Raw genomic sequence first — 17,859 nt, forward strand, 5'->3', positions numbered from 1 at the left:
GAGATTTTGTCGGGGCTCATCGCGCACTGACTACTTATAGCTTTCCATCAATCAACACTTACTGACGTTTTTGACGATCGCTTGCATCCCGGATACGGTTTCTTTCCATACCAGCGACGCCCTTGGGATAGAACGAAGCTTTTTACATCATGATGAGTTTAAGGTTCAGTGCGATACCGTACAGACAGCAAGGAACTGCCGGACATATTCTCTATTCAACCTTGTATATACGTCACATATTTTCGAGTGCTCACGGCATGGGCAAGAGTCTTTTGCCGCAGATGTCACTTGGGGTGCGGCCAGGAGAAACTGCAAATGCAAACTAATCTATTAAGATCACTTGCCTTTATGGAATTGGCGGCCTTGGCCGTGCTGGCATTGTTGGCGTTTTGCTATGTCGAGATTGCAGGTGTTTTTTCGCGGCATATGATTATACATATCGCGCTGATGACCGTCGCAGCACCTGTTTTAGCAAGTTTGCTTCTAAAGTTGCGTTATTCGTCCGCCAAACCCGCTAGCGTTTCAACACTGTTCGCGGCTATCATCCTGCAAGCGGCTCTGTTGTTTGCATGGCATTCGCCGCCAGGTATCGGCCTGGCGATGGAAGGGCATGCCGGTGCCTTGCTGATGCAGGTAACCCTACTTTTCTCCGCCTTATGGTTTTGGCTCATAATATTTAATCAGACCGGCGAATATTTATGGCGGGCGGTCATTGCCCTGTTGTTGACCGGCAAGCTGTTTTGTTTAATTGCCGTATTACTGATATTTGCGCCGCGTGTGCTTTACGGCATGACGGCCGTTAATATGCCCATGACTATTGAGCTCGCCGACCAGCAGTTGGCCGGACTGCTGATGGTTACTGTTTGTCCCATTACTTATGTGCTCGCCGCAGTTGTGCTGATTTCCCGATGGTTTCAGACGCTGTGTGATTCGCAAAATGATGTTGCACCGGAAAACAGCTCATGGCAGAGCCGGTAAGAAGCCGTTTGCGTAAACTTCTGCCTTGGGCTTTCGGGCTTTTTGTCGCGGGGATTGTGCTTGTTCTAACCATTGCATATTCCGGCATTTACAGCGTGGCGGCGAGCGCAGGGCACCCGGATTGGCTGGATTGGTTTTTTGCACTGGGCAAGCGGCGTTCGGTCATTGTCAACAGTATGACTATTGACGCGCCGGTGCTTGATCTTGCCGAGTTGGTGCCGCTTGGGGCTGCACACTTTCAAGGAGGGTGTGCCACCTGTCACAGGACGCCGGGGCAAGCGTTGAATCCCGTTTATGATCAGATGCTGCCGCCGCCTCCAGACCTGAAGACTCATGCGCCAATGTGGACGCGCGAACAACTGTTTTGGATTGTGCGTCATGGTATTCAATTCACTGGCATGCCGGCTTGGAGCGGTCAGGATCGTGATGATGAAGTTTGGGCGGTGGTTGCCTTTTTGGAAGTGCTGCCGTTAATGGAGGCAGGGGATTATCGGCAGTATGCGAGAGGCCATAGCGAAGCTCAAAACTATTCAATTAGAGAGATTGTCAGTGAGGGTAAGACCAAGATTAACCTCACCGCGTGTAACCGCTGCCATGATACCGACGATGCACCGCCGATGAGCCCCTATGTGCCCCGCATTGGCGGCCAGAACAAAGCTTATCTAAAAAGGGCATTACGGGAATATCACAGCGATCTGCGACAAAGCGGTTTTATGGAACCTATTGCCGCCGAACTCGATGATGAACATATTAATCTGTTGGCGGACTATTACGCATCCCTTACGGTTTCTCTTGGCAACCCCGCCCGGAATCCATCTACGCCAAAACTTGAGCCGGGTCGCCAACTGGCTGAACAGGGCGACCGATCGCGCAAGATTCCGGCTTGCCTGTCGTGTCATGGCGCTAATAAACGTCCGGATTATCCTCGTCTGGACGGTCAATCTGAGCAGTACCTCAGGCAGCAATTGCAGCTTTTGCAGAGAGGCGGCCGCACAAAAACGCCGCACGGCGCGATTATGACCACCATTGCAAAACGTTTGACCGAGCAACAGGCAGAAGCCGCAGCGGTATTCTTCGCGAGTCAGCCATCGGCGGAACAAGTTGGGCACAAAGCAGGGGAGGGCTTGCGACAATGAGCCATGCCATCAAAAAAATGTTTTGCGCTGTGGCTTTGCTGGTTATAGCGGGCTGTGATGGCGGGCAATCGGCATTTTCCGGTCTGGGGCCGGTTTCATCGCGCATTACACTGCTGATCTGGATCATGTTTATTGGAGCCGCTTTGATAACAGCTTTAATATGCGTATTGACGTTGATTTCAATAGCCGGTCCTGCCAATTGGCGTCACAAACTCACCGGTAAAAAAAGCATTATTCTGGGCGGGATTGTTTTTCCGGTAGTTACCTTAACCGCACTGCTGATTTACGGTTTTTTGGTTTTGAAAGCCGGGGGAACGTTGGTGCAGGCCGAAAATCCGGTGCATATTTCGGTGGTAGGCGAGCAATGGTGGTGGCGGATTATCTATCGGCACGACGATGGACAGACTACGGAAAGCGCCAATGAGCTGCGAATTCCTACAGGACGCCCTATTAAAATCGAGTTATCGACGGCGGATGTGATTCACAGCTTCTGGATACCCGCTTATGCGGGCAAGGTCGACATGATTCCGGGGCGGATCAATACCCTGCATTTTATGGCCGATAAGCCCGGCATTGTGACTGGGCAATGCGCGGAATATTGCGGCGGCGCCCATGCGCTGATGTCATTTTATACCGTGGCGATGACGCCTTCCGATTATGACGCCTGGCTCGCCAAGGAGCGGGCGAACGCGAAACCAGCGATTGATAATCAAGGCGAACAGCTGTTTTTATCCAGCGGATGCGGCGGCTGTCATACGGTTCGCGGCACTCAGGCGGATGGAAGGATAGGGCCGGATTTGACTCATGCCGGCAGCAGGCTGTCGCTCGGCGCCGGTATTTTGCCGAACACGACGGAAGGCTTTGCCAAATGGATTAGTCAGCACCAAACAATTAAACCGGAAAATTTGATGCCGCCTTTCGATATTTTTTCTGAAAGCGAGCTTCAGTCCTTATCGGTTTACCTGAACAGCCTGGAGTAAGCGCGATGCTTAATATTGATGGAAGTAGTCTGGCTGTTAACCTGTTGATCTTTGCAGCGGCGGCTTGTGCTGTTTGGATCGCAGGCACCAAAATCACTGTCTACGCCGATGAACTGGCTGAGCGCTTTAATTTTAGTCATGCGCTGCTCGGGTTGTTGCTGCTCGCAGGACTTACTTCACTACCGGAAATTGCGACCAGTTTTACTGCGGCTCACGCCAATCATGCTCCGCTGGCCGTCAACAATATGCTCGGCGGTATTGCAATGCAGGTGGCGGTACTGGCTGTCGCCGACTTTTTTTTCGGCGAACGGGCTTTGACTTCAGTGGTTCCTAATCCTATAGTCATGCTGCAAGGAGCCTTTAATATTTGCCTGTTAACTTTTGTCGCCATGGCGATTATCGTCGGCGACGTTCCTTTTTTAGGTGCCGGGGTTTGGTCGTGGGGAATATTCGCGGCTTCCGCATACAGTTTTATCAAAATCAGTAAAGCCGAGCAGCGCCTACCGTGGGTTATCAACAATCCCGACGATATGGAGTTTGGCAGTAGCGAGAGAGGAAAGAACGCGCGGTCTCTTGAAGGCGACAGTTCGGTTTGGCTGATCTCGAAAATAGTCATCAGTGCTCTGGTCATCCTGTTTGCGGGTTATACCTTGGCGACTGTCGGAGATGCCATTGCCCGGCAAAGCAGATTAGGGGAGTCATTTGTCGGATTTGCCTTGATGTCAGCCGCAACATCGTTGCCGGAAGCGAGTATGGTGTTTGCCAGTGTACGCCGAGGCCTCTATACCATGGCCATATCCGGGATTTTGGGCACCAATCCTTTCAACGTGGCACTGATATTCGGCGTTGACATGATAGCTCCCGGAGAACCGGTGTTATCTAACATCGGCGATTTTTCCGCAATCGGTACGCTGCTGGGTTTAGCCGTCACCGGATTTTTTTTAATGGGGCTGATAGAACGCGCCGACCGGACAATTTGGCGTATGGGCGTGGACTCAGCGGCGGTTCTTATCGTTTATACAGGCGGCATGATTTTGCTTTATTCGATGAGGGGGAGTTAGTGAAAAAAATAACCGAACAAGAAGCCGCTCTACCTAATTCTTTACCGAGGCCCGAAGGTGAAGAGGAACAACTGCTGCGCATTTGGGCGCAACCGACGGGATGGCGGTGGTTCACAGCGGTCAACAACACAACGGTGGGCTTGCTTTATCTTGGCGCCGCCTTTGTTTTTTTTGTTCTCGCCGGTTTGGTCGCTTTAGTGATGCGTACGCAACTTGCCGTACCGGAGAATCATCTGGTCAGCCAGGATTTATACAACCAGCTTTTTACGGTACACGGCACCACCATGATGTTCCTGTTCGCGGTGCCGGCCATGGAGGCTTTGGGAGTGTTACTGCTGCCGCAAATGTTGGCTGCCAGGGATTTGCCTTTTCCGCGATTGAGCGCGTTTGCTATCTGGGCGTACATCATTGGCGGGGGGGTATTTTTCAGTACTATCTTTTATGACCTGGCGCCCAAAGGCGGCTGGTTTATGTATCCACCTCTAACATTGACAGAATATTCTCCAGGCGATAACGCCGATTTCTGGCTTTTAGGCATAGGCTTTATTGAAATATCGGCCATCGCCGGGGCGATTGAGATTATTGTCGGCATTTTACGGACCCGGCCGCCGGGGATGTCGCTGGATAAGCTGCCTATTTTCGGTTGGTCCATGTTGGTTTTCGCAGGCATGATTGTGGTGGCGTTTCCGGCGGTGATTCTGGCAACGATGTATTTGGAGATCGAACGCTCTTTCGGCTGGCCGTTTTTTACTGCCGCAGGCGGTGGCGATCCCTTATTATGGCAACATTTGTTCTGGTTTTTCGGCCATCCGGAAGTGTATATTATCTTCCTGCCTGCGGCCGGGCTGGTCTCGATGATCGTGCCAACCATGGCGCGCACACCGCTGGTAGGTTACAAACTGATTGTCGTCGCGCTGATTGCCACCGGCTTTTTCAGTTTCGGCTTGTGGGTGCACCATATGTTCGCTACCGGCATTCCCTCCCTCAGTCTGGCCTTTTTTTCTGCGACGAGCATGGCCGTAGCCGTGCCGTCCGGTATCCAGGTTTTTGCCTGGATCGCTACCATCGCCTCGGCCAAAGGCCGGTTTCAGTTGAACACACCTTCGTTGTTCGTGCTGGGCATGCTGTTTATTTTTACGGTCGGCGGGCTGACCGGCGTAATGGTCGCGATGGTGCCGTTCGACTGGCAGGCACACGATACCTACTTTATCGTTGCCCATCTGCATTATGTATTGGTCGGCGGCATGGTTTTTCCGCTGTTCGCCACCTTTTATTATTGGGCCCCCATGGTCAGTACGCGAATGCTGTCCGAGCGGCTCGGAAAATGGTCTTTCTGGCTGATATTTATCGGTTTTAATGTGACTTTTTTTCACATGCATATTACCGGTCTAATCGGTATGCCGCGCCGTGTATGGACGTATTCGGAGGCGTCGGGATGGGGGCCTTATAATTTTGTATCAACGGTGGGCGCTTATATCATCGGCGCCGGAGTTCTGGTTTTTATCATAGACCTGATGCGCAATTTTCGGGTTGGGCAGCACGGCATGAGCAACCCCTGGAAAGCAGGAACCCTTGAATGGCTGCCTACGGATGTGTACTCCACCCGCTCCATTCCCTATGTAACCAGCCGCGAACCACTATGGGATCAGCCCAATCTGTCTGAGCAGGTCGAGGCGGGTGAACATTATTTGCCCAATGCGCCTACCGGCGGACGCGAGACTATTGTCACCTCCGCCATTGAAGCCAAGCCGCAATATGTCATTCAAATGCTGGGGCCTGGCTGGATGCATTTTTTCGCCGCCGTCTTTATCGCCGCCTGTTTTCTTTTGCTGACTATCAAGGTGGTTGTGCCGGCGCTTGTTTGCGGCGTACTGGCTATTGTCTGCTTCCTGGTCTGGGCGTGGGAACTGGATAAAGGTCCTGCCAAAGGCCCGATCGATATTGGGGCAGGGCTTAAGCTTCCGGTTTATGTCACCGGCCCGGTCGGTCACGGCTGGTGGGCAATGGTTATCCTGATGCTCGTTGCAGGTTCGCTTTATTTCGCTTATTTGTTTTCTTATCTTTACACCTGGACAGTGTCGCCCGGAGTCTGGCCCGCCGATGCTGCTGATTTGCCCAGCTTGCAGTGGCCTGTTGTTAGTGGATTGTTGTTTATTGCCAGCGCTGCATTTTTTGCTGTGGCAAAGGGAACGCTCCCTGAACCGGGTGAAAAAAGTTTATTGACACCGCTATTGGTATTGCTCGGCGCGCTATTGAGCGTGTTTGCAGTGTACCTGGAGCTTTGGTGCCAGTGGCAAACGGGCCTTCGCCCTACAGAATCAAGCTATGGTGCATTAGTCTATATGGCCGGTGTTTTAGACGGCGAGCTGGTTTTTGCCGTGCTGATTATGTCGCTGTTTGTGATCGCGCGGCATTTTACCGGCAAGCTCGACCAAGTACGTTTTGCCAGCTTGGAAAATACCAATTTGCTGGCTTATTACACAGTGATTCAAGCACTTGCCGGTCTTTTGATAATTCACGGCTTCCCGAGAATGATTTAATTATGACGACATCAAAGCAAGTATTTTCTGAAAAGTTTATAGGCATAGCGCTGCTCTCTCTAGCCGGTCCTTTTATTTGGGTATTGCATTTTGCCGTTGTGTACGGGGTTCAACATATTGCCTGCGTCACGCTCGGAAACCGCGCCGACTTTTGGGTAGAGATCTCTGTTATTGTTATAACCGTTGTGGCGCTGCTGGCGTTATTGTTGTTAATCCTCAAGCCCGATATTTTGCAACGTCTGGATAGAAAGCAGGTCAGGCAGGAAAGCACGAAAGAGTTTTTCTCGGGAATTATGCGCTTGCTGGCGTTATTATCTTTTTTCGGCGTTTTATGGTCGGGGATCGCTTTGTTTTTTCTGCCTGCATGCGCTTCAGTCGTATAAAGCACTGGAAGAGATTCGCGCTGATTTTATCTGAAATCTTGGGTGCGCAGGCCTGATACCCTGCACATTTTCTTGCCAATATCGTTTTTTCGTAGATCAAGCAACAATCAAACGAAGCTTATTCCCCATTTTCGGTTTTTACTCATCCCGCGTTAACATTTTTTAAACCGCCGTGTTACACGGCGTATTCATAAAAAATTTAATTGCCATTAGTGCAATATTCCTCTCCCCGGCGCCTTTAAGTTTAAAAACAAGGTGCAATTGCCTTACGCGCCGCTCTTTTTTCCCGCCTATAAAAACACCCATTTAAAAATACGGGAATCACGTATTATTATGATATAGTTATCTTAATGAGAATGATTGTTGATAACTTTTGGAGCGGTTGATTTTTAATGCACTTTATTTCAATGGTTAATTTATGACGATAAGCTTAAAAAACTTGGCTGTGGGTGATTTAGGAAAGATAGTCGGCTTTGAACAGTCGGGTAAGGCTTATCGCAAACGCTTGCTGGCTATGGGCTTGACGCCTGGGACCGAGTTTAGCGTTACCCGTTTTGCACCGATGGGAGACCCGGTTGAAATTAAACTGCGTGGATTTTCATTAACCCTGCGTAAGGATGAAGCGGCAATATTGTTGATAGAGAAACTCTGATGAAAACTGATTTTACGGTTGGCGTTGTTGGTAATCCAAATTGTGGCAAGACGACATTATTTAATGCGCTGACCGGCGCCAGACAGCATGTCGGTAATTGGCCCGGCGTTACGGTCGAGAAAAAAACCGGTGAATACGGCTTCGATCATAAACTGATCGAATTAGTCGATCTACCCGGCACCTATTCTTTAGAAGCTGCGGATGATCAGGTTTCCCTGGACGAAAAAGTCGCCCGTGATTATGTCGCCTCCAAGCAGGCCGATTTAATTATTAACATTGTCGATGCTTCTAATTTGGAACGAAATTTGTATCTGACCTCGCAACTGATCGAGATGCGGGTGCCAATGATTTTAGTGCTCAATATGATGGATGCCGTCAAGCAACGCGGCATCAAAATTGATGTTGCTTTTCTTGAGCAGTTTTTAGGCTGTCCGGTTATCCCGATTACCGCCTCAGTCAAGGGCGGTCTCGGCACATTAAAGGCCGCAATTAACAGTGCCGCTATCACCAAGCCGATACCTTCAGTAAAAATCAGCTATACCCCCGCGCTGGAGCAAGCCATTAATGACATTTCACCGTTATTGCTTGAGACCGCACAACAACATCATTGCGACCTGCGCTGGCTGGCCGTTCGCTTGCTTGAAGACGATACGCTGGCCAAACAATTTGTAGGCGAGACTTCAGTCGCCCAAGGGCGAATTAATTCGCCCCTACAGACAGCTGCCCAATTACAGCGCAGGGTAGAAGCGGAAACGGATGATGAAATAGACATTCTTGCGGCAGATGCCCGCTATGGATTCGTCAACGAATTAACCAATGGCGCCGTCTGCAAACTAACCGAAGTGGGTCGCCATACGACCGACAAAATAGACAACATCGTATTGAATCGCTTTTTGGGCATCCCGATTTTCCTGTTAGTCATGTATGCGATGTTCATGTTTACCATCAATATCGGTAGCGCTTTCGTCGATTTTTTCGATCAATCCGTGGGCGCTTTATTGATCGATGGCCTAAGTTTAATGCTTACTGACCTGAATTGGCCGCAATGGCTGATTGTATTAATCACCAATGGCGTAGGCGGCGGCATTCAGGTCGTCGCGACCTTTATTCCTATTGTCGGCTTTTTGTTTATGTTCCTGTCGGCGTTGGAAGACTCCGGCTACATGTCCAGGGCGGCTTTCGTGATGGACAGGTTCATGCGCATGATCGGTTTGCCGGGCAAATCCTTCGTGCCGATGATCGTCGGTTTCGGCTGCAATGTTCCGGCGATTATGGCGACGCGCACACTGGAAAGTCAGCGCGACAGGATATTGACCAATCTGATGAATCCGTTCATGTCCTGCGGCGCCAGATTGCCGGTTTACGCCTTATTTGCCGCCGCATTTTTTCCGGTCGGCGGCCAGAATCTGGTGTTCGGTTTGTATTTATTGGGCATTGCAATCGCAGTATTGACCGGCTTGATCATGCGCCATACCCTGTTTAAAGGCGAATCGGCCCCCTTTATTATGGAACTGCCCGCCTATCACATGCCGACCGTGCGCGGCGTTTTTATCAGAACTTGGGACCGGCTCAAGTCGTTCTTGTTCAATGCAGGTAAAGTCATCGTGCCGATGGTATTAGTGCTGAACTTTCTTAATGCACTGGGTACGGATGGCACCTTTGGACAGGAAAACAGCAATAAATCGGTATTAAGCGAGATTGGCCGCGGCCTGACACCGGCGTTTAAACCGATGGGCATAGAAAAAGACAACTGGCCTGCAACGGTAGGTATTTTTACCGGCGTTTTAGCCAAAGAAGCGGTGGTCGGAACGCTGGATGCCTTATACAGCCAGCTTGCGGTGACAGACGCAAGCGTCGAAAAAGCGCCGTTCAATCTTGAACAGGCTTTAATTGACGCCTGTTTAACCGTGCCTAAAAACCTGCAAGACGTTGCAGACAATTTGTTAGACCCATTGGGCCTGAATATCGGCACCGTCGATGATGTGACCGCGGCAGCCAGCGAGCAGGAAGTCAATGCCGGTACCTTTGCCGCCATGCAGCAAAGTTTTGACGGCAAAGCCGGGGCTTTCGCCTATTTGTTGTTTATTTTGCTGTACGCTCCCTGCGTTGCGGCAACCGCTGCAATCTACCGGGAAACCAACATGAACTGGACACTGTTTGTGGTGTTCTGGACAACCGGCATTGCCTACATGACCGCAACGATTTTTTATCAATCGATGACCTATAGCCGGCATCCCGACTATTCTTTGGTTTGGATAACCGGACTAATCTTTGCGTTTTTGGCCGTATTGTTCGGACTGTGGTTACTCGGCAAAAATGCCGATGCAACCGCCGTAAAACAAAGCAGGGAGTCTTTAAGTGATCCTGTCTGATTTGAGAACTTATTTAAAGGAACAACACCGCATTGCCTTAGCGGATTTAATTATTCATTTCGACATGGATGCCGATGCCTTGCGGGGCATGCTGGACAAATGGATCAGCAAAGGCAAGGTGCGTAAACTGCCTATGACGGCTTCTTGCGGCACCAGTTGCTGCAAGTGCGATACGGCTTTGACTGAGATTTATGAATGGGTTGATGAGTAAAACCACATGAAATACTCTATATTCGCTTAACGGTTACCAAAACGCCGAGTCTATAGTTGATCCAATGGGCTCAACACGCCCCTGCCGCCTTTATTCAATACATGGGTATAAATCATTGTTGTGGAGACATCGCTATGCCCCAACAATTCCTGCACCATGCGGATGTCATAACCCGCTTCCAGCAGATGTGTCGCAAATGAATGCCGCAAGGTATGCGGTGTGGCCGGTTTAGCAATCCCCGCAGCTTGCACCGCTTTTTTCATCGCCCTTTGCAATAATTTCTCGTCAATATGATGGCGGCGATCCGCGCCGCTGCGTGGGTCGACCGAATAGCTGCGGGAAGGAAAAATATACTGCCAGCACCATTCTGTTGCCGCATTCGGATATTTTCGCGCCAACGCGTCCGGCAAAAAAACATCCGTCTTACCGATACGTTTGTCGTCATCAAACAATGTCCGCCGCTGTTCCAAATGCGATTGCAATCCTGTCACCACCGAAGACGGCAACATCGTTACCCTGTCCTTACCGCCCTTGCCGTCACGGATTAAAATCTCGCCCCGTTCAAAATCCACATCCTTAACCCGCAAGCGCACGCATTCCATCAAGCGCATCCCTGTTCCGTACAGCATATTCGCCATCAGCCCATACATACCTTTAATCCGCGCCAGCACCTCCTGCACCTCAGAGCGCGTAAGCACTACCGGCAAGCGCTGTGGTTGCTTAGCCCGCACCACATTGTTCAGCCACGGCAAATCTATCGCCAACACCTCCTTATACAAAAACAGTAGCGCCGATAAAGCTTGATTCTGCGTCGAAGCCGATACCTGTCCATCCACCGCCAAATGCGTTAAAAACGCCTCCACCTGCTCAGCCCCCATTTCTTGGGGATGACGTTTGTTATGAAACAAAATAAACCGTTTGACCCATTGCACATATTGCGTTTCTGTACGGATGCTGTAGTGCTTGACCCGAATGCGGTCACGCACTTGGTCAAGCAGTTTAGGAGGTGTATTTGTATTTGGCATAAAAAGGTTGCTATCAATAATGTAATTACTATAGAATCCAGCCTAACGGATTGCCGAAGCGGCATTATACACCGGCAATTTAAATTTAATATACACCTAAAAAGGTGTCTACTTAACGTTAGGGAGATTACATTGCTCCACCATCCATCACCTCATTCCAAGGAGAAATCTTGTACTCGCTTATTCTCAAACAACTGACGCTCTCCGATTGGCTACAATTAGCGGCACACCTGTTACTGCTGGGGCTATCTTGGTGGTGGTGGCAGAAAGCAGCGTTTCTATCATCACAATGGAAATTGCTCCGCGTGGGTTTCTATTGCCTATTGATCTTTGTGGTTCTGTATCAGGGCGACACCATCTGGGGTGCATACCAAACGAAATCTACGTATATCCAAGACGTATGCAATCTAATGTCATACAACTACAACGCCGCCGCTTGTAACAATGTCCGCCCATCTCCCTAACCCGGCGCTCAACCGGAGCGCGGTTATAATGCGGTTTTGTTTTTTTCAGCTTTCCGGGCCGCGCCCGGTTAGCTCTACGTTAGACACAAAGAATTGGTAATCCGTGCGGCTAGATGAATGTGGGTTCATCGCCACAAACAAAACACTCTGGCCGGAGTGCCGTACGGGAAACCTCGCAGAGCTAGCTACTCTGTGGAAGGTGGTCAAGAGGGGCAAGTCGTTCTTGGACGTAAACCATGAAAAGACCTCGTAGCCACCAACCAACACTCCATTATTTGCGAGTGCTGGGTACTCGGCATTCGCTCTAAATTTGGTACAAACCCAATGATAGAGCTAACGCTAAAGGTGAAAATTACTGTTGACAAATTAATCAAGATTGCGCAAATCCTGATTCTTTGGTTTTCGGTAATGCCACTCACCTGATTTAAGTCCTGGGCAGCATGGCAACATGTTGCCCAGTCCTAATTAATTCGATTTCTAACGCCATATTATTTCGCGTTAGTCGTTAAAAAGTGTCTAACATAACAATCAACGGGAACGCGGACATAATCTATGCTTAATCTTCATCCAAAGCACCGCGCCCCTTTATTTCTACGTTATGTGCCTGTCAGATTATTTACACAAGAGGAATATAAAGATGCCGAAAACAATCAACTTTACCGGAAAATATACGTGGAACCCGGAACAAGACAGTATGTCGTTCGAGGCCACAGTAGATGGAAAGAAAACTCCATGCCACATCTCAAGAGAAGCACTCGAAGACCACTACGGAGCAGACCAATCGAAAACAGTCGATCAAGCATTTTCTGACAACCAATTCGTTATAGAGGATGTCGCTAGAAAGCTCATTAACAAAGGACAGGTTGATGCTCACGGTGAGTACCTAATCCGGTCACAGGATGTATAGCCACATAACATGGCGCTCAACCGGAGCGCGGTAATATTGCGGTTTTGTTTTTTAGCTTCCCGTGCCGCGCCCGGTTAGCTCTACGTTAGGCTGTTCCATCTATTGCACTCTAAAATTGAATCCACATGGCAAAAATTGGCGTTTTTTGGGTACACAACCGCACTGTCATCGGTAAAGCTGGGAGTGTAGAGGCTGGAATAGAGGGCGTTCCAGGAATCATTGACAGCCATGAAAATCATGTTGATGTCTGGGACATAAATCGTCAGTGGTTGCGGGAATTTCCGTGTCTCGCTGGTGTTGAATATCAGGAAATTCCGAGAGGTAGAGTGCTATTCTTGAAGAAGGAAAATAGGCCACTGGTGTATCTCGATAAAAGTCTAATGGCTATCGAAAATCGGTTGTTAATTTCAAAATTCTTCGAATTTGAACAGAGCATGGCCTTGTGGAAAAGTGATTTTCACTACGCCACATCAAAAAATGAACTGGATAACTTATTTGATGAAAATAACTAAGGGTAGATATTGTAATCACACGGGGGGGGCGCTCGGTTATCTTTAAGTAATGTATTGCACTATCCACATCCATTAAGAGAATTCAAACCATGATTAACGAAGTAGACATATTAGAAATAGAAAAACTTTTTACTGATATGCAACCGGATGCCTTAGGAAACAAGCCAGTTCGTGATGGAATTGTAAATCTCAAAACTTACATATCAGCCCCATATAGGGTGTTATGGATTTTGAAAGAGCCTAACGATGAAAAAGATGAAGGGGGTTGGGATCTCCGAGAATTCTTATCTAATGGTAATTTTAAAGGTTATCGCCAATGGAAAAGAACTTTCTCTTTACCGTTGCGTGTGTCGTATGGAATGTTGAATGGTTTTACCGAATGGGAGTCACTTCCGAAAGTGGACAAAATTGAAAACCGTGTACTTGAATCTATTGCGTATATCAATTTGAAGAAAATTCCAGGGGGAGCCCGAGCTAATGGGTCTATGATTGCTGATGCGTACAAAAAATCAAAGCATCTAATACTTGAGCAAATCAGAGTATTCAAACCACATGTCATTATTTGTTGTGGATTTAATATGTACTTATTAAACGCTGACTTAGGTATAACTGATGAAAACATAAAGAAAGATATTGAACATGCCCATTATACAAAACACGACTCTATTGTTTTTATTGATACTTATCATCCAGCACAAATTTCTATTAAACACCAAGTACATTACGAAGCAGTGATAGCAGCGTGTAAAAAAGGCTTTAATTTAGCCTAACAGTTCGGTCAAAGGGACGCGCCGCCCGTTGGCGGTTTTGAAGTTCGTTTTTTATCAAGGTTCGGTGGCTTCGCTAGAGCCCAGTGAGCGGCGCGCCCCTTACCGTAGCGTTAGAGCTAATATCAACCAGAGCGGCGCATGAATAGAATTATTGTAATACTTGTTGTTTTAGGGTTGGGCTGGTATGGCAACCAAAAATACCGAACCCACCAACAGGAACTGCTATCTGATACATCGGAAACAACAACGGAGTATGTTGCCAGTTCAGAACCTGATGTCCCATCAAACAGTTCTCAGTTCAAGTGTGATGGTAGAACCCATTGTTCTCAAATGACTTCGTGCGAGGAAGCAACATTTTTTATAAACAACTGTCTTGGCACTAAAATGGACGGTAACAACGATGGTATTCCTTGCGAGCGGCAATGGTGTCAATAATGGCCAGCTCTAACATGGCGCTCAACCGGAGCGCGGCTATAATGCGGTTTTGTTTTTCAGCTTTCCGTGCCGCGCCCGGTTAGCTCTACAGTTAGAGCACATGAAACTCCATGCCCAAGGCCTGCAGATTGAACTACGTCCAAGACGAATGGTGGACGATGAAGATTGGGTCCGCGTCCAAGTGCTGGTCGGAACCAATGGCTTTAGTGGTGACTTTGAAGCTTGGCTTCAATTGGGTGATCTTGAGCGTTTCGCAAACGAGATTGGTGCCATGTACGAGTCGGTAGGGAAATCAAGCACCGCAGTCCTTGCTAGTGCTGAGCCAGATATCCAGATTAACTTGGCAATGCAGTCACTCGGCGGTATTGTCGGCACCTATGCGCTCGAAAGCGAAAGACCCGATGGCATACCTACAGTCCTGTCGGGAGGGTTCAATATCGATCAAAGCTTCTTACCAAGTCTCCGTCAGAGTATCTATTCTCTCATTGCAGACTTGGGCGGAAAATATGTGCTCTAACATGGCGCTCAACCGGAGCGCGGTTACAGTGAGGTTTTGTTTATTCAGCTTTCCGGGCCGCGCCCGGTTAGCTCTACGTTAGAGCCAATATCAACCAGAGCTGCGCATGAATAGAATTATTGTAATACTCCTTGTTTTAGGGTTCGGCTGGTATGGCAACCAAAAATACCGAACCCACCACCAACAAGAACTACTGTCTGATACATCGGAAACAACAGAGTATGTTGCCAGCTCAGAACTAAAGTGGCTACACTAAACCGGACACACAATCTAAAATAATCTGAAATTAGAGAGAGTGTCAAAAATGGATCAAGAAAAACAAAAAATAAAAATATATAGCGCCGAATTTAGAGAATCCTCCGTGAAACTGGCGATAGGTTCAAATCAGCCTATCACCCAGACAGCCAGGGACTTAGGTGTTAATCCCAATACGCTACATACCTGGATCAACAAATATAGTCAGCCAAAGGAGCCCAACAAAGTCGTGCGAACCGATGAGCATCTATATGAAGAATTGAAGCGGCTAAAGAAGGAAAACGCCCGGTTAATAGAGGAACGTGATCTGTTAAAAAAAGCAGCGGCGTACTTTGCCAAGGAGCAACGGTGAAGTACGCCTGGATCAAACAACATGAGAGCCAATTTTCGGTTAAATCGATGTGTCGGTTCATGAGTCTTTCTCGTAGCGCTTACTATGCTTGGCTAGAGCGTCCTCAGACAGCCATTGAAAAAGACGATGCCGAGCTGGTTGAGGTTATTAAGACCCTGTTCAAAAAGAGTCGAAAAAACTATGGAACGCGTCGGCTCAAGGAAGCCTTAATCAAGCGGGATCGGCAGGTCAGTCGTCGTCGTATTGGCCGGTTAATGGAAGTCGCGGGTTTGGTGTTCGGCGACAACTATTCTGACGCAGGGGGTACTGGGATCAGATCTTTCCAGACACCATGATGACCGTTGCGGCTATAGATCGCATTATTCATCATGCAACCATTATTGAATTAGAAGGAGACAGTTATCGAAAAAAACAGAACTTAAAACAATAATCAAAAATTTTTCACTAAAACCGGCCAAGGTAATTGTCGTCACCCGGACAGGATAGTTGACGCCGGACAGCTGGGATAATGCCGTCTCAGAAAGCTTCTTTCATACCCTGAAAACAGAACAGGTTCATCATCAGTGCTATCAAACTAGAGCTGAGGCTAAACAGGATATATTTGAATATATCGAGGTGTTTTATAACCGTGAACGACTTCATTCAGCCAATAACTATTTGTCGCCAGTGGACTACGAAATGCAGCTAAAGTCTGCCTAACTTTGTGTCCGGAAAAGTGTTGACACATCAATCGGGGATGGCTTCAGCTCTAAATACCAACTGACTTTCTGCTAAGAACTTATGGCGTGGATATTAATGGTCCGTACAGCGGTGATGATGCAACAAAAAGAGCAGAGTATTCCGGCGGTGTGAGCGCGGAAATCGGTAAGACCAAGCGCGTGAACATTTACTGCACAAAAATTGACGGTCGTAAATATTTTGGAATCTTCAGTGACCTCAATGCGTCGCTCAGGTACTACAGCGGTGAAACAGACTTTCTTTACAACTTCCATAATCAGGTTGCGAAGTGAGCACGTGGCTAACCCTGCGTTCGAGCGGGACGCCGCAAAAGCGCGGCGCCCCTCAACTTTACGTTATGCCTCGCCAAAATAGGGGGTCGTTATGCTTCAACTCATCGGAGCAGTTCTAATGCTCATTGCAACTACCATAATCAATGGGGTCAGATTCTGAGGTATCCCCACGATTTATCCTTTCTCCAATTTTTCAAAATAGCCGACTAACAGCACCTGCGCCAGTTTTAGATAATCATCGGGCAATTCAAACACAACATAACGACAGGCGATTTTTCCGAAAAAAATTAGCGAAAACGGCGAACGTTTTGTACCGCTATTAACCTTGATCTGTCGTTCAGTAGCGGTGCCCTTTAGGCTGAGGCCAACCAGCCAAAGTGCAAAGATGATAAGCGCTGCGATCAGCAAAAGATTAGCCCTGCGTTCGGCTTGAATCCTGCTTTCGCGTGTTAAATCCAATCCGTAATGATGGCTCTTGGTATCGCGAAAGCCTTCCTCGATTTGCATTCGAGTTCGGTAATAGTCCACAATTCGGATCGCCGAGTAGGCCTCCAAGGACGGAGATACAACCAGTAACCACGGCTCTTTCTCACGTTTGGCCTGCTGACGGCTGTGCTTGGATTTGGCTGGTTGCTTTTGAACTGTCAGGTGCTTGCGGCCTTGGGCTGTACGGAAAAAAGTTACCAGTTGTCCTGACAACGGATTGCGGCGCACCCAATGTGCCAAGCCAAGCAACTTGGGTTTGCGGGTGGCTTTAGCGTAGAGTAACTTAGCTGCAAACCCGTCATCGGAACGCTCTGTAAAAGCGATGAAATCCCGATTGCGAATCCGTCCCAGCCAATGCCAGTGCAAGTGTTCCACCTCGCGAAAAAAAGGCGTGCGAAACCCGGAGTCGGCTACCACAATAGGCGTGACGTATGGCGGGAATAGTTGTTTTAAGTGCGCCAGAAATTGATGTTGTATGTGACAGTTACCTAATTTGTTACAAGGATGGACTTCCTCATACAAAGTAATAGCACGCCCACCTACGGGGAGCGAGGCGCGAAGGAGCTGTTGGCTTTGATCGTCAGTTAACGGCGACCAGTCAATAATAATCAGGGGCAAAGGAAGAGATTTCAACAAAAACCGGGCCATGGCGCCATATAAAGCGATGCGGTCAGATTTTAGGTGACGATTCCCAACTAAGCGATCCAAGCGCTTGATTTTATGTTTGATAAACGTAGGCCCGGAAATCGCCCGACCCAGTGTCGTAATCGACACGGATGCGCCGGTCAAGCCGGCTCCGACCGCAATCATTAA

At 48.5% G+C, this 17,859-nt stretch carries 19 protein-coding genes and 2 pseudogenes; 19 read left to right on the forward strand and 2 right to left on the reverse strand.

What is annotated here, in order from left to right:
* Positions 1-315 precede the first annotated feature (315 nt).
* The 9 genes from Q8L79_RS00390 to Q8L79_RS00430 all read left to right on the forward strand — a co-directional run bounded on the left by Q8L79_RS00390 (position 316) and on the right by Q8L79_RS00430 (position 10,313).
* Positions 316-978, forward strand: a complete 663-nt coding sequence (locus tag Q8L79_RS00390; RefSeq protein ID WP_305267040.1) for a cytochrome c oxidase assembly protein — start codon at positions 316-318, stop codon at positions 976-978.
* Positions 963-2,114 (forward strand): c-type cytochrome, encoded by a 1,152-nt coding sequence (locus Q8L79_RS00395; protein WP_305267042.1) that lies wholly within the window; start codon positions 963-965, stop codon positions 2,112-2,114. Before Q8L79_RS00390 ends, Q8L79_RS00395 begins: the two co-directional genes overlap by 16 nt.
* Entirely contained in the window at positions 2,111-3,094 is a 984-nt protein-coding gene (locus Q8L79_RS00400) for a c-type cytochrome (protein ID WP_305267044.1), read from the forward strand. The genes Q8L79_RS00395 and Q8L79_RS00400 overlap by 4 nt, the downstream gene beginning before the upstream one ends.
* Positions 3,095-3,099: 5 nt before the next feature.
* Complete coding sequence (locus Q8L79_RS00405; RefSeq protein ID WP_305267045.1) at positions 3,100-4,155, forward strand: sodium:calcium antiporter; 1,056 nt, start codon at positions 3,100-3,102, stop codon at positions 4,153-4,155.
* A complete protein-coding gene (ctaD, locus tag Q8L79_RS00410; protein ID WP_305267046.1) occupies positions 4,155-6,695 on the forward strand; it encodes a cytochrome c oxidase subunit I in 2,541 nt (846 codons plus the stop codon). Before Q8L79_RS00405 ends, ctaD begins: the two co-directional genes overlap by 1 nt.
* 2 nt (positions 6,696-6,697) lie before the next feature.
* Positions 6,698-7,078 carry a hypothetical protein gene (locus tag Q8L79_RS00415; protein WP_305267047.1) on the forward strand — a complete coding sequence of 127 codons (381 nt, stop codon included), beginning with the start codon at positions 6,698-6,700 and terminating at the stop codon, positions 7,076-7,078.
* A 418-nt stretch (positions 7,079-7,496) separates the two neighbouring features.
* Positions 7,497-7,730 (forward strand): FeoA family protein, encoded by a 234-nt coding sequence (locus tag Q8L79_RS00420; RefSeq protein ID WP_027150383.1) that lies wholly within the window; start codon positions 7,497-7,499, stop codon positions 7,728-7,730.
* On the forward strand, positions 7,730-10,102 hold the full coding sequence (gene feoB / locus Q8L79_RS00425; RefSeq protein WP_305267049.1) for a Fe(2+) transporter permease subunit FeoB: 2,373 nt from the start codon (positions 7,730-7,732) through the stop codon (positions 10,100-10,102). Before Q8L79_RS00420 ends, feoB begins: the two co-directional genes overlap by 1 nt.
* Positions 10,089-10,313, forward strand: coding sequence for a FeoC-like transcriptional regulator (locus Q8L79_RS00430; protein WP_305267051.1), 225 nt, complete (start codon positions 10,089-10,091; stop codon positions 10,311-10,313). The genes feoB and Q8L79_RS00430 overlap by 14 nt, the downstream gene beginning before the upstream one ends.
* A 50-nt stretch (positions 10,314-10,363) precedes the next feature.
* Here Q8L79_RS00430 and Q8L79_RS00435 read toward each other — a convergent pair whose 3' ends face one another.
* Positions 10,364-11,338 carry an integron integrase gene (locus Q8L79_RS00435; protein ID WP_305267053.1) on the reverse strand — a complete coding sequence of 325 codons (975 nt, stop codon included), beginning with the start codon at positions 11,336-11,338 and terminating at the stop codon, positions 10,364-10,366.
* A gap of 1,101 nt (positions 11,339-12,439) precedes the next feature.
* Between Q8L79_RS00435 and Q8L79_RS00440 the strand changes: the two genes are divergently transcribed.
* From Q8L79_RS00440 to Q8L79_RS00485, 10 genes and pseudogenes are all read left to right on the forward strand, one after another.
* Entirely contained in the window at positions 12,440-12,709 is a 270-nt protein-coding gene (locus tag Q8L79_RS00440; protein ID WP_305267055.1) for a DUF1488 domain-containing protein, read from the forward strand.
* 125 nt (positions 12,710-12,834) lie between these two features.
* A complete protein-coding gene (locus Q8L79_RS00445) occupies positions 12,835-13,221 on the forward strand; it encodes a hypothetical protein (RefSeq protein ID WP_305267057.1) in 387 nt (128 codons plus the stop codon).
* 89 nt (positions 13,222-13,310) lie between these two features.
* On the forward strand, positions 13,311-13,991 hold the full coding sequence (locus Q8L79_RS00450; protein WP_305267059.1) for a hypothetical protein: 681 nt from the start codon (positions 13,311-13,313) through the stop codon (positions 13,989-13,991).
* Between the two features lie 138 nt (positions 13,992-14,129).
* Positions 14,130-14,426, forward strand: a complete 297-nt coding sequence (locus Q8L79_RS00455) for an excalibur calcium-binding domain-containing protein (protein ID WP_305267061.1) — start codon at positions 14,130-14,132, stop codon at positions 14,424-14,426.
* Between the two features lie 100 nt (positions 14,427-14,526).
* Complete coding sequence (locus tag Q8L79_RS00460) at positions 14,527-14,943, forward strand: hypothetical protein (RefSeq protein ID WP_305267062.1); 417 nt, start codon at positions 14,527-14,529, stop codon at positions 14,941-14,943.
* Positions 14,944-15,247: 304 nt separating this feature from the next.
* Positions 15,248-15,550 (forward strand): transposase, encoded by a 303-nt coding sequence (locus Q8L79_RS00465; protein WP_305267063.1) that lies wholly within the window; start codon positions 15,248-15,250, stop codon positions 15,548-15,550.
* A gap of 59 nt (positions 15,551-15,609) precedes the next feature.
* Entirely contained in the window at positions 15,610-15,885 is a 276-nt protein-coding gene (locus Q8L79_RS00470) for an IS3 family transposase (RefSeq protein ID WP_305267066.1), read from the forward strand.
* Positions 15,858-15,980 (forward strand): annotated as a pseudogene (locus Q8L79_RS00475) (ATP-binding protein); the annotation flags it as partial. The gene Q8L79_RS00470 and the pseudogene Q8L79_RS00475, both read left to right, overlap by 28 nt.
* A 71-nt stretch (positions 15,981-16,051) precedes the next feature.
* A pseudogene (locus tag Q8L79_RS00480) lies at positions 16,052-16,249 on the forward strand (IS3 family transposase); the annotation flags it as partial.
* 86 nt (positions 16,250-16,335) lie between these two features.
* Positions 16,336-16,560 carry a hypothetical protein gene (locus Q8L79_RS00485; RefSeq protein WP_305267064.1) on the forward strand — a complete coding sequence of 75 codons (225 nt, stop codon included), beginning with the start codon at positions 16,336-16,338 and terminating at the stop codon, positions 16,558-16,560.
* 174 nt (positions 16,561-16,734) lie between these two features.
* Here Q8L79_RS00485 and Q8L79_RS00490 read toward each other — a convergent pair.
* Positions 16,735-17,859 (reverse strand): IS4 family transposase (locus Q8L79_RS00490; protein WP_305267065.1); only part of this gene is annotated, 1,125 nt, incomplete at its 5' end.

It is taken from the genome of Methylobacter sp., from assembly GCF_030680395.1.
In the GTDB taxonomy this organism is placed as follows: Bacteria; Pseudomonadota; Gammaproteobacteria; order Methylococcales; family Methylomonadaceae; genus Methylobacter_A.

Coding starts and splice junctions, on each gene's coding strand:
- Q8L79_RS00390 (WP_305267040.1), top strand. CDS start 316: ATGCAAACTAATCTATTAAGATCACTTGCCTTTATGGAATTGGCGGCC.
- Q8L79_RS00395 (WP_305267042.1), top strand. CDS start 963: ATGGCAGAGCCGGTAAGAAGCCGTTTGCGTAAACTTCTGCCTTGGGCT.
- Q8L79_RS00400 (WP_305267044.1), top strand. CDS start 2,111: ATGAGCCATGCCATCAAAAAAATGTTTTGCGCTGTGGCTTTGCTGGTT.
- Q8L79_RS00405 (WP_305267045.1), top strand. CDS start 3,100: ATGCTTAATATTGATGGAAGTAGTCTGGCTGTTAACCTGTTGATCTTT.
- Q8L79_RS00415 (WP_305267047.1), top strand. CDS start 6,698: ATGACGACATCAAAGCAAGTATTTTCTGAAAAGTTTATAGGCATAGCG.
- Q8L79_RS00420 (WP_027150383.1), top strand. CDS start 7,497: ATGACGATAAGCTTAAAAAACTTGGCTGTGGGTGATTTAGGAAAGATA.
- feoB (WP_305267049.1), top strand. CDS start 7,730: ATGAAAACTGATTTTACGGTTGGCGTTGTTGGTAATCCAAATTGTGGC.
- Q8L79_RS00435 (WP_305267053.1), bottom strand. CDS start 11,338: ATGCCAAATACAAATACACCTCCTAAACTGCTTGACCAAGTGCGTGAC.
- Q8L79_RS00440 (WP_305267055.1), top strand. CDS start 12,440: ATGCCGAAAACAATCAACTTTACCGGAAAATATACGTGGAACCCGGAA.
- Q8L79_RS00445 (WP_305267057.1), top strand. CDS start 12,835: ATGGCAAAAATTGGCGTTTTTTGGGTACACAACCGCACTGTCATCGGT.
- Q8L79_RS00450 (WP_305267059.1), top strand. CDS start 13,311: ATGATTAACGAAGTAGACATATTAGAAATAGAAAAACTTTTTACTGAT.
- Q8L79_RS00455 (WP_305267061.1), top strand. CDS start 14,130: ATGAATAGAATTATTGTAATACTTGTTGTTTTAGGGTTGGGCTGGTAT.
- Q8L79_RS00460 (WP_305267062.1), top strand. CDS start 14,527: ATGAAACTCCATGCCCAAGGCCTGCAGATTGAACTACGTCCAAGACGA.
- Q8L79_RS00465 (WP_305267063.1), top strand. CDS start 15,248: ATGGATCAAGAAAAACAAAAAATAAAAATATATAGCGCCGAATTTAGA.
- Q8L79_RS00470 (WP_305267066.1), top strand. CDS start 15,610: ATGAGTCTTTCTCGTAGCGCTTACTATGCTTGGCTAGAGCGTCCTCAG.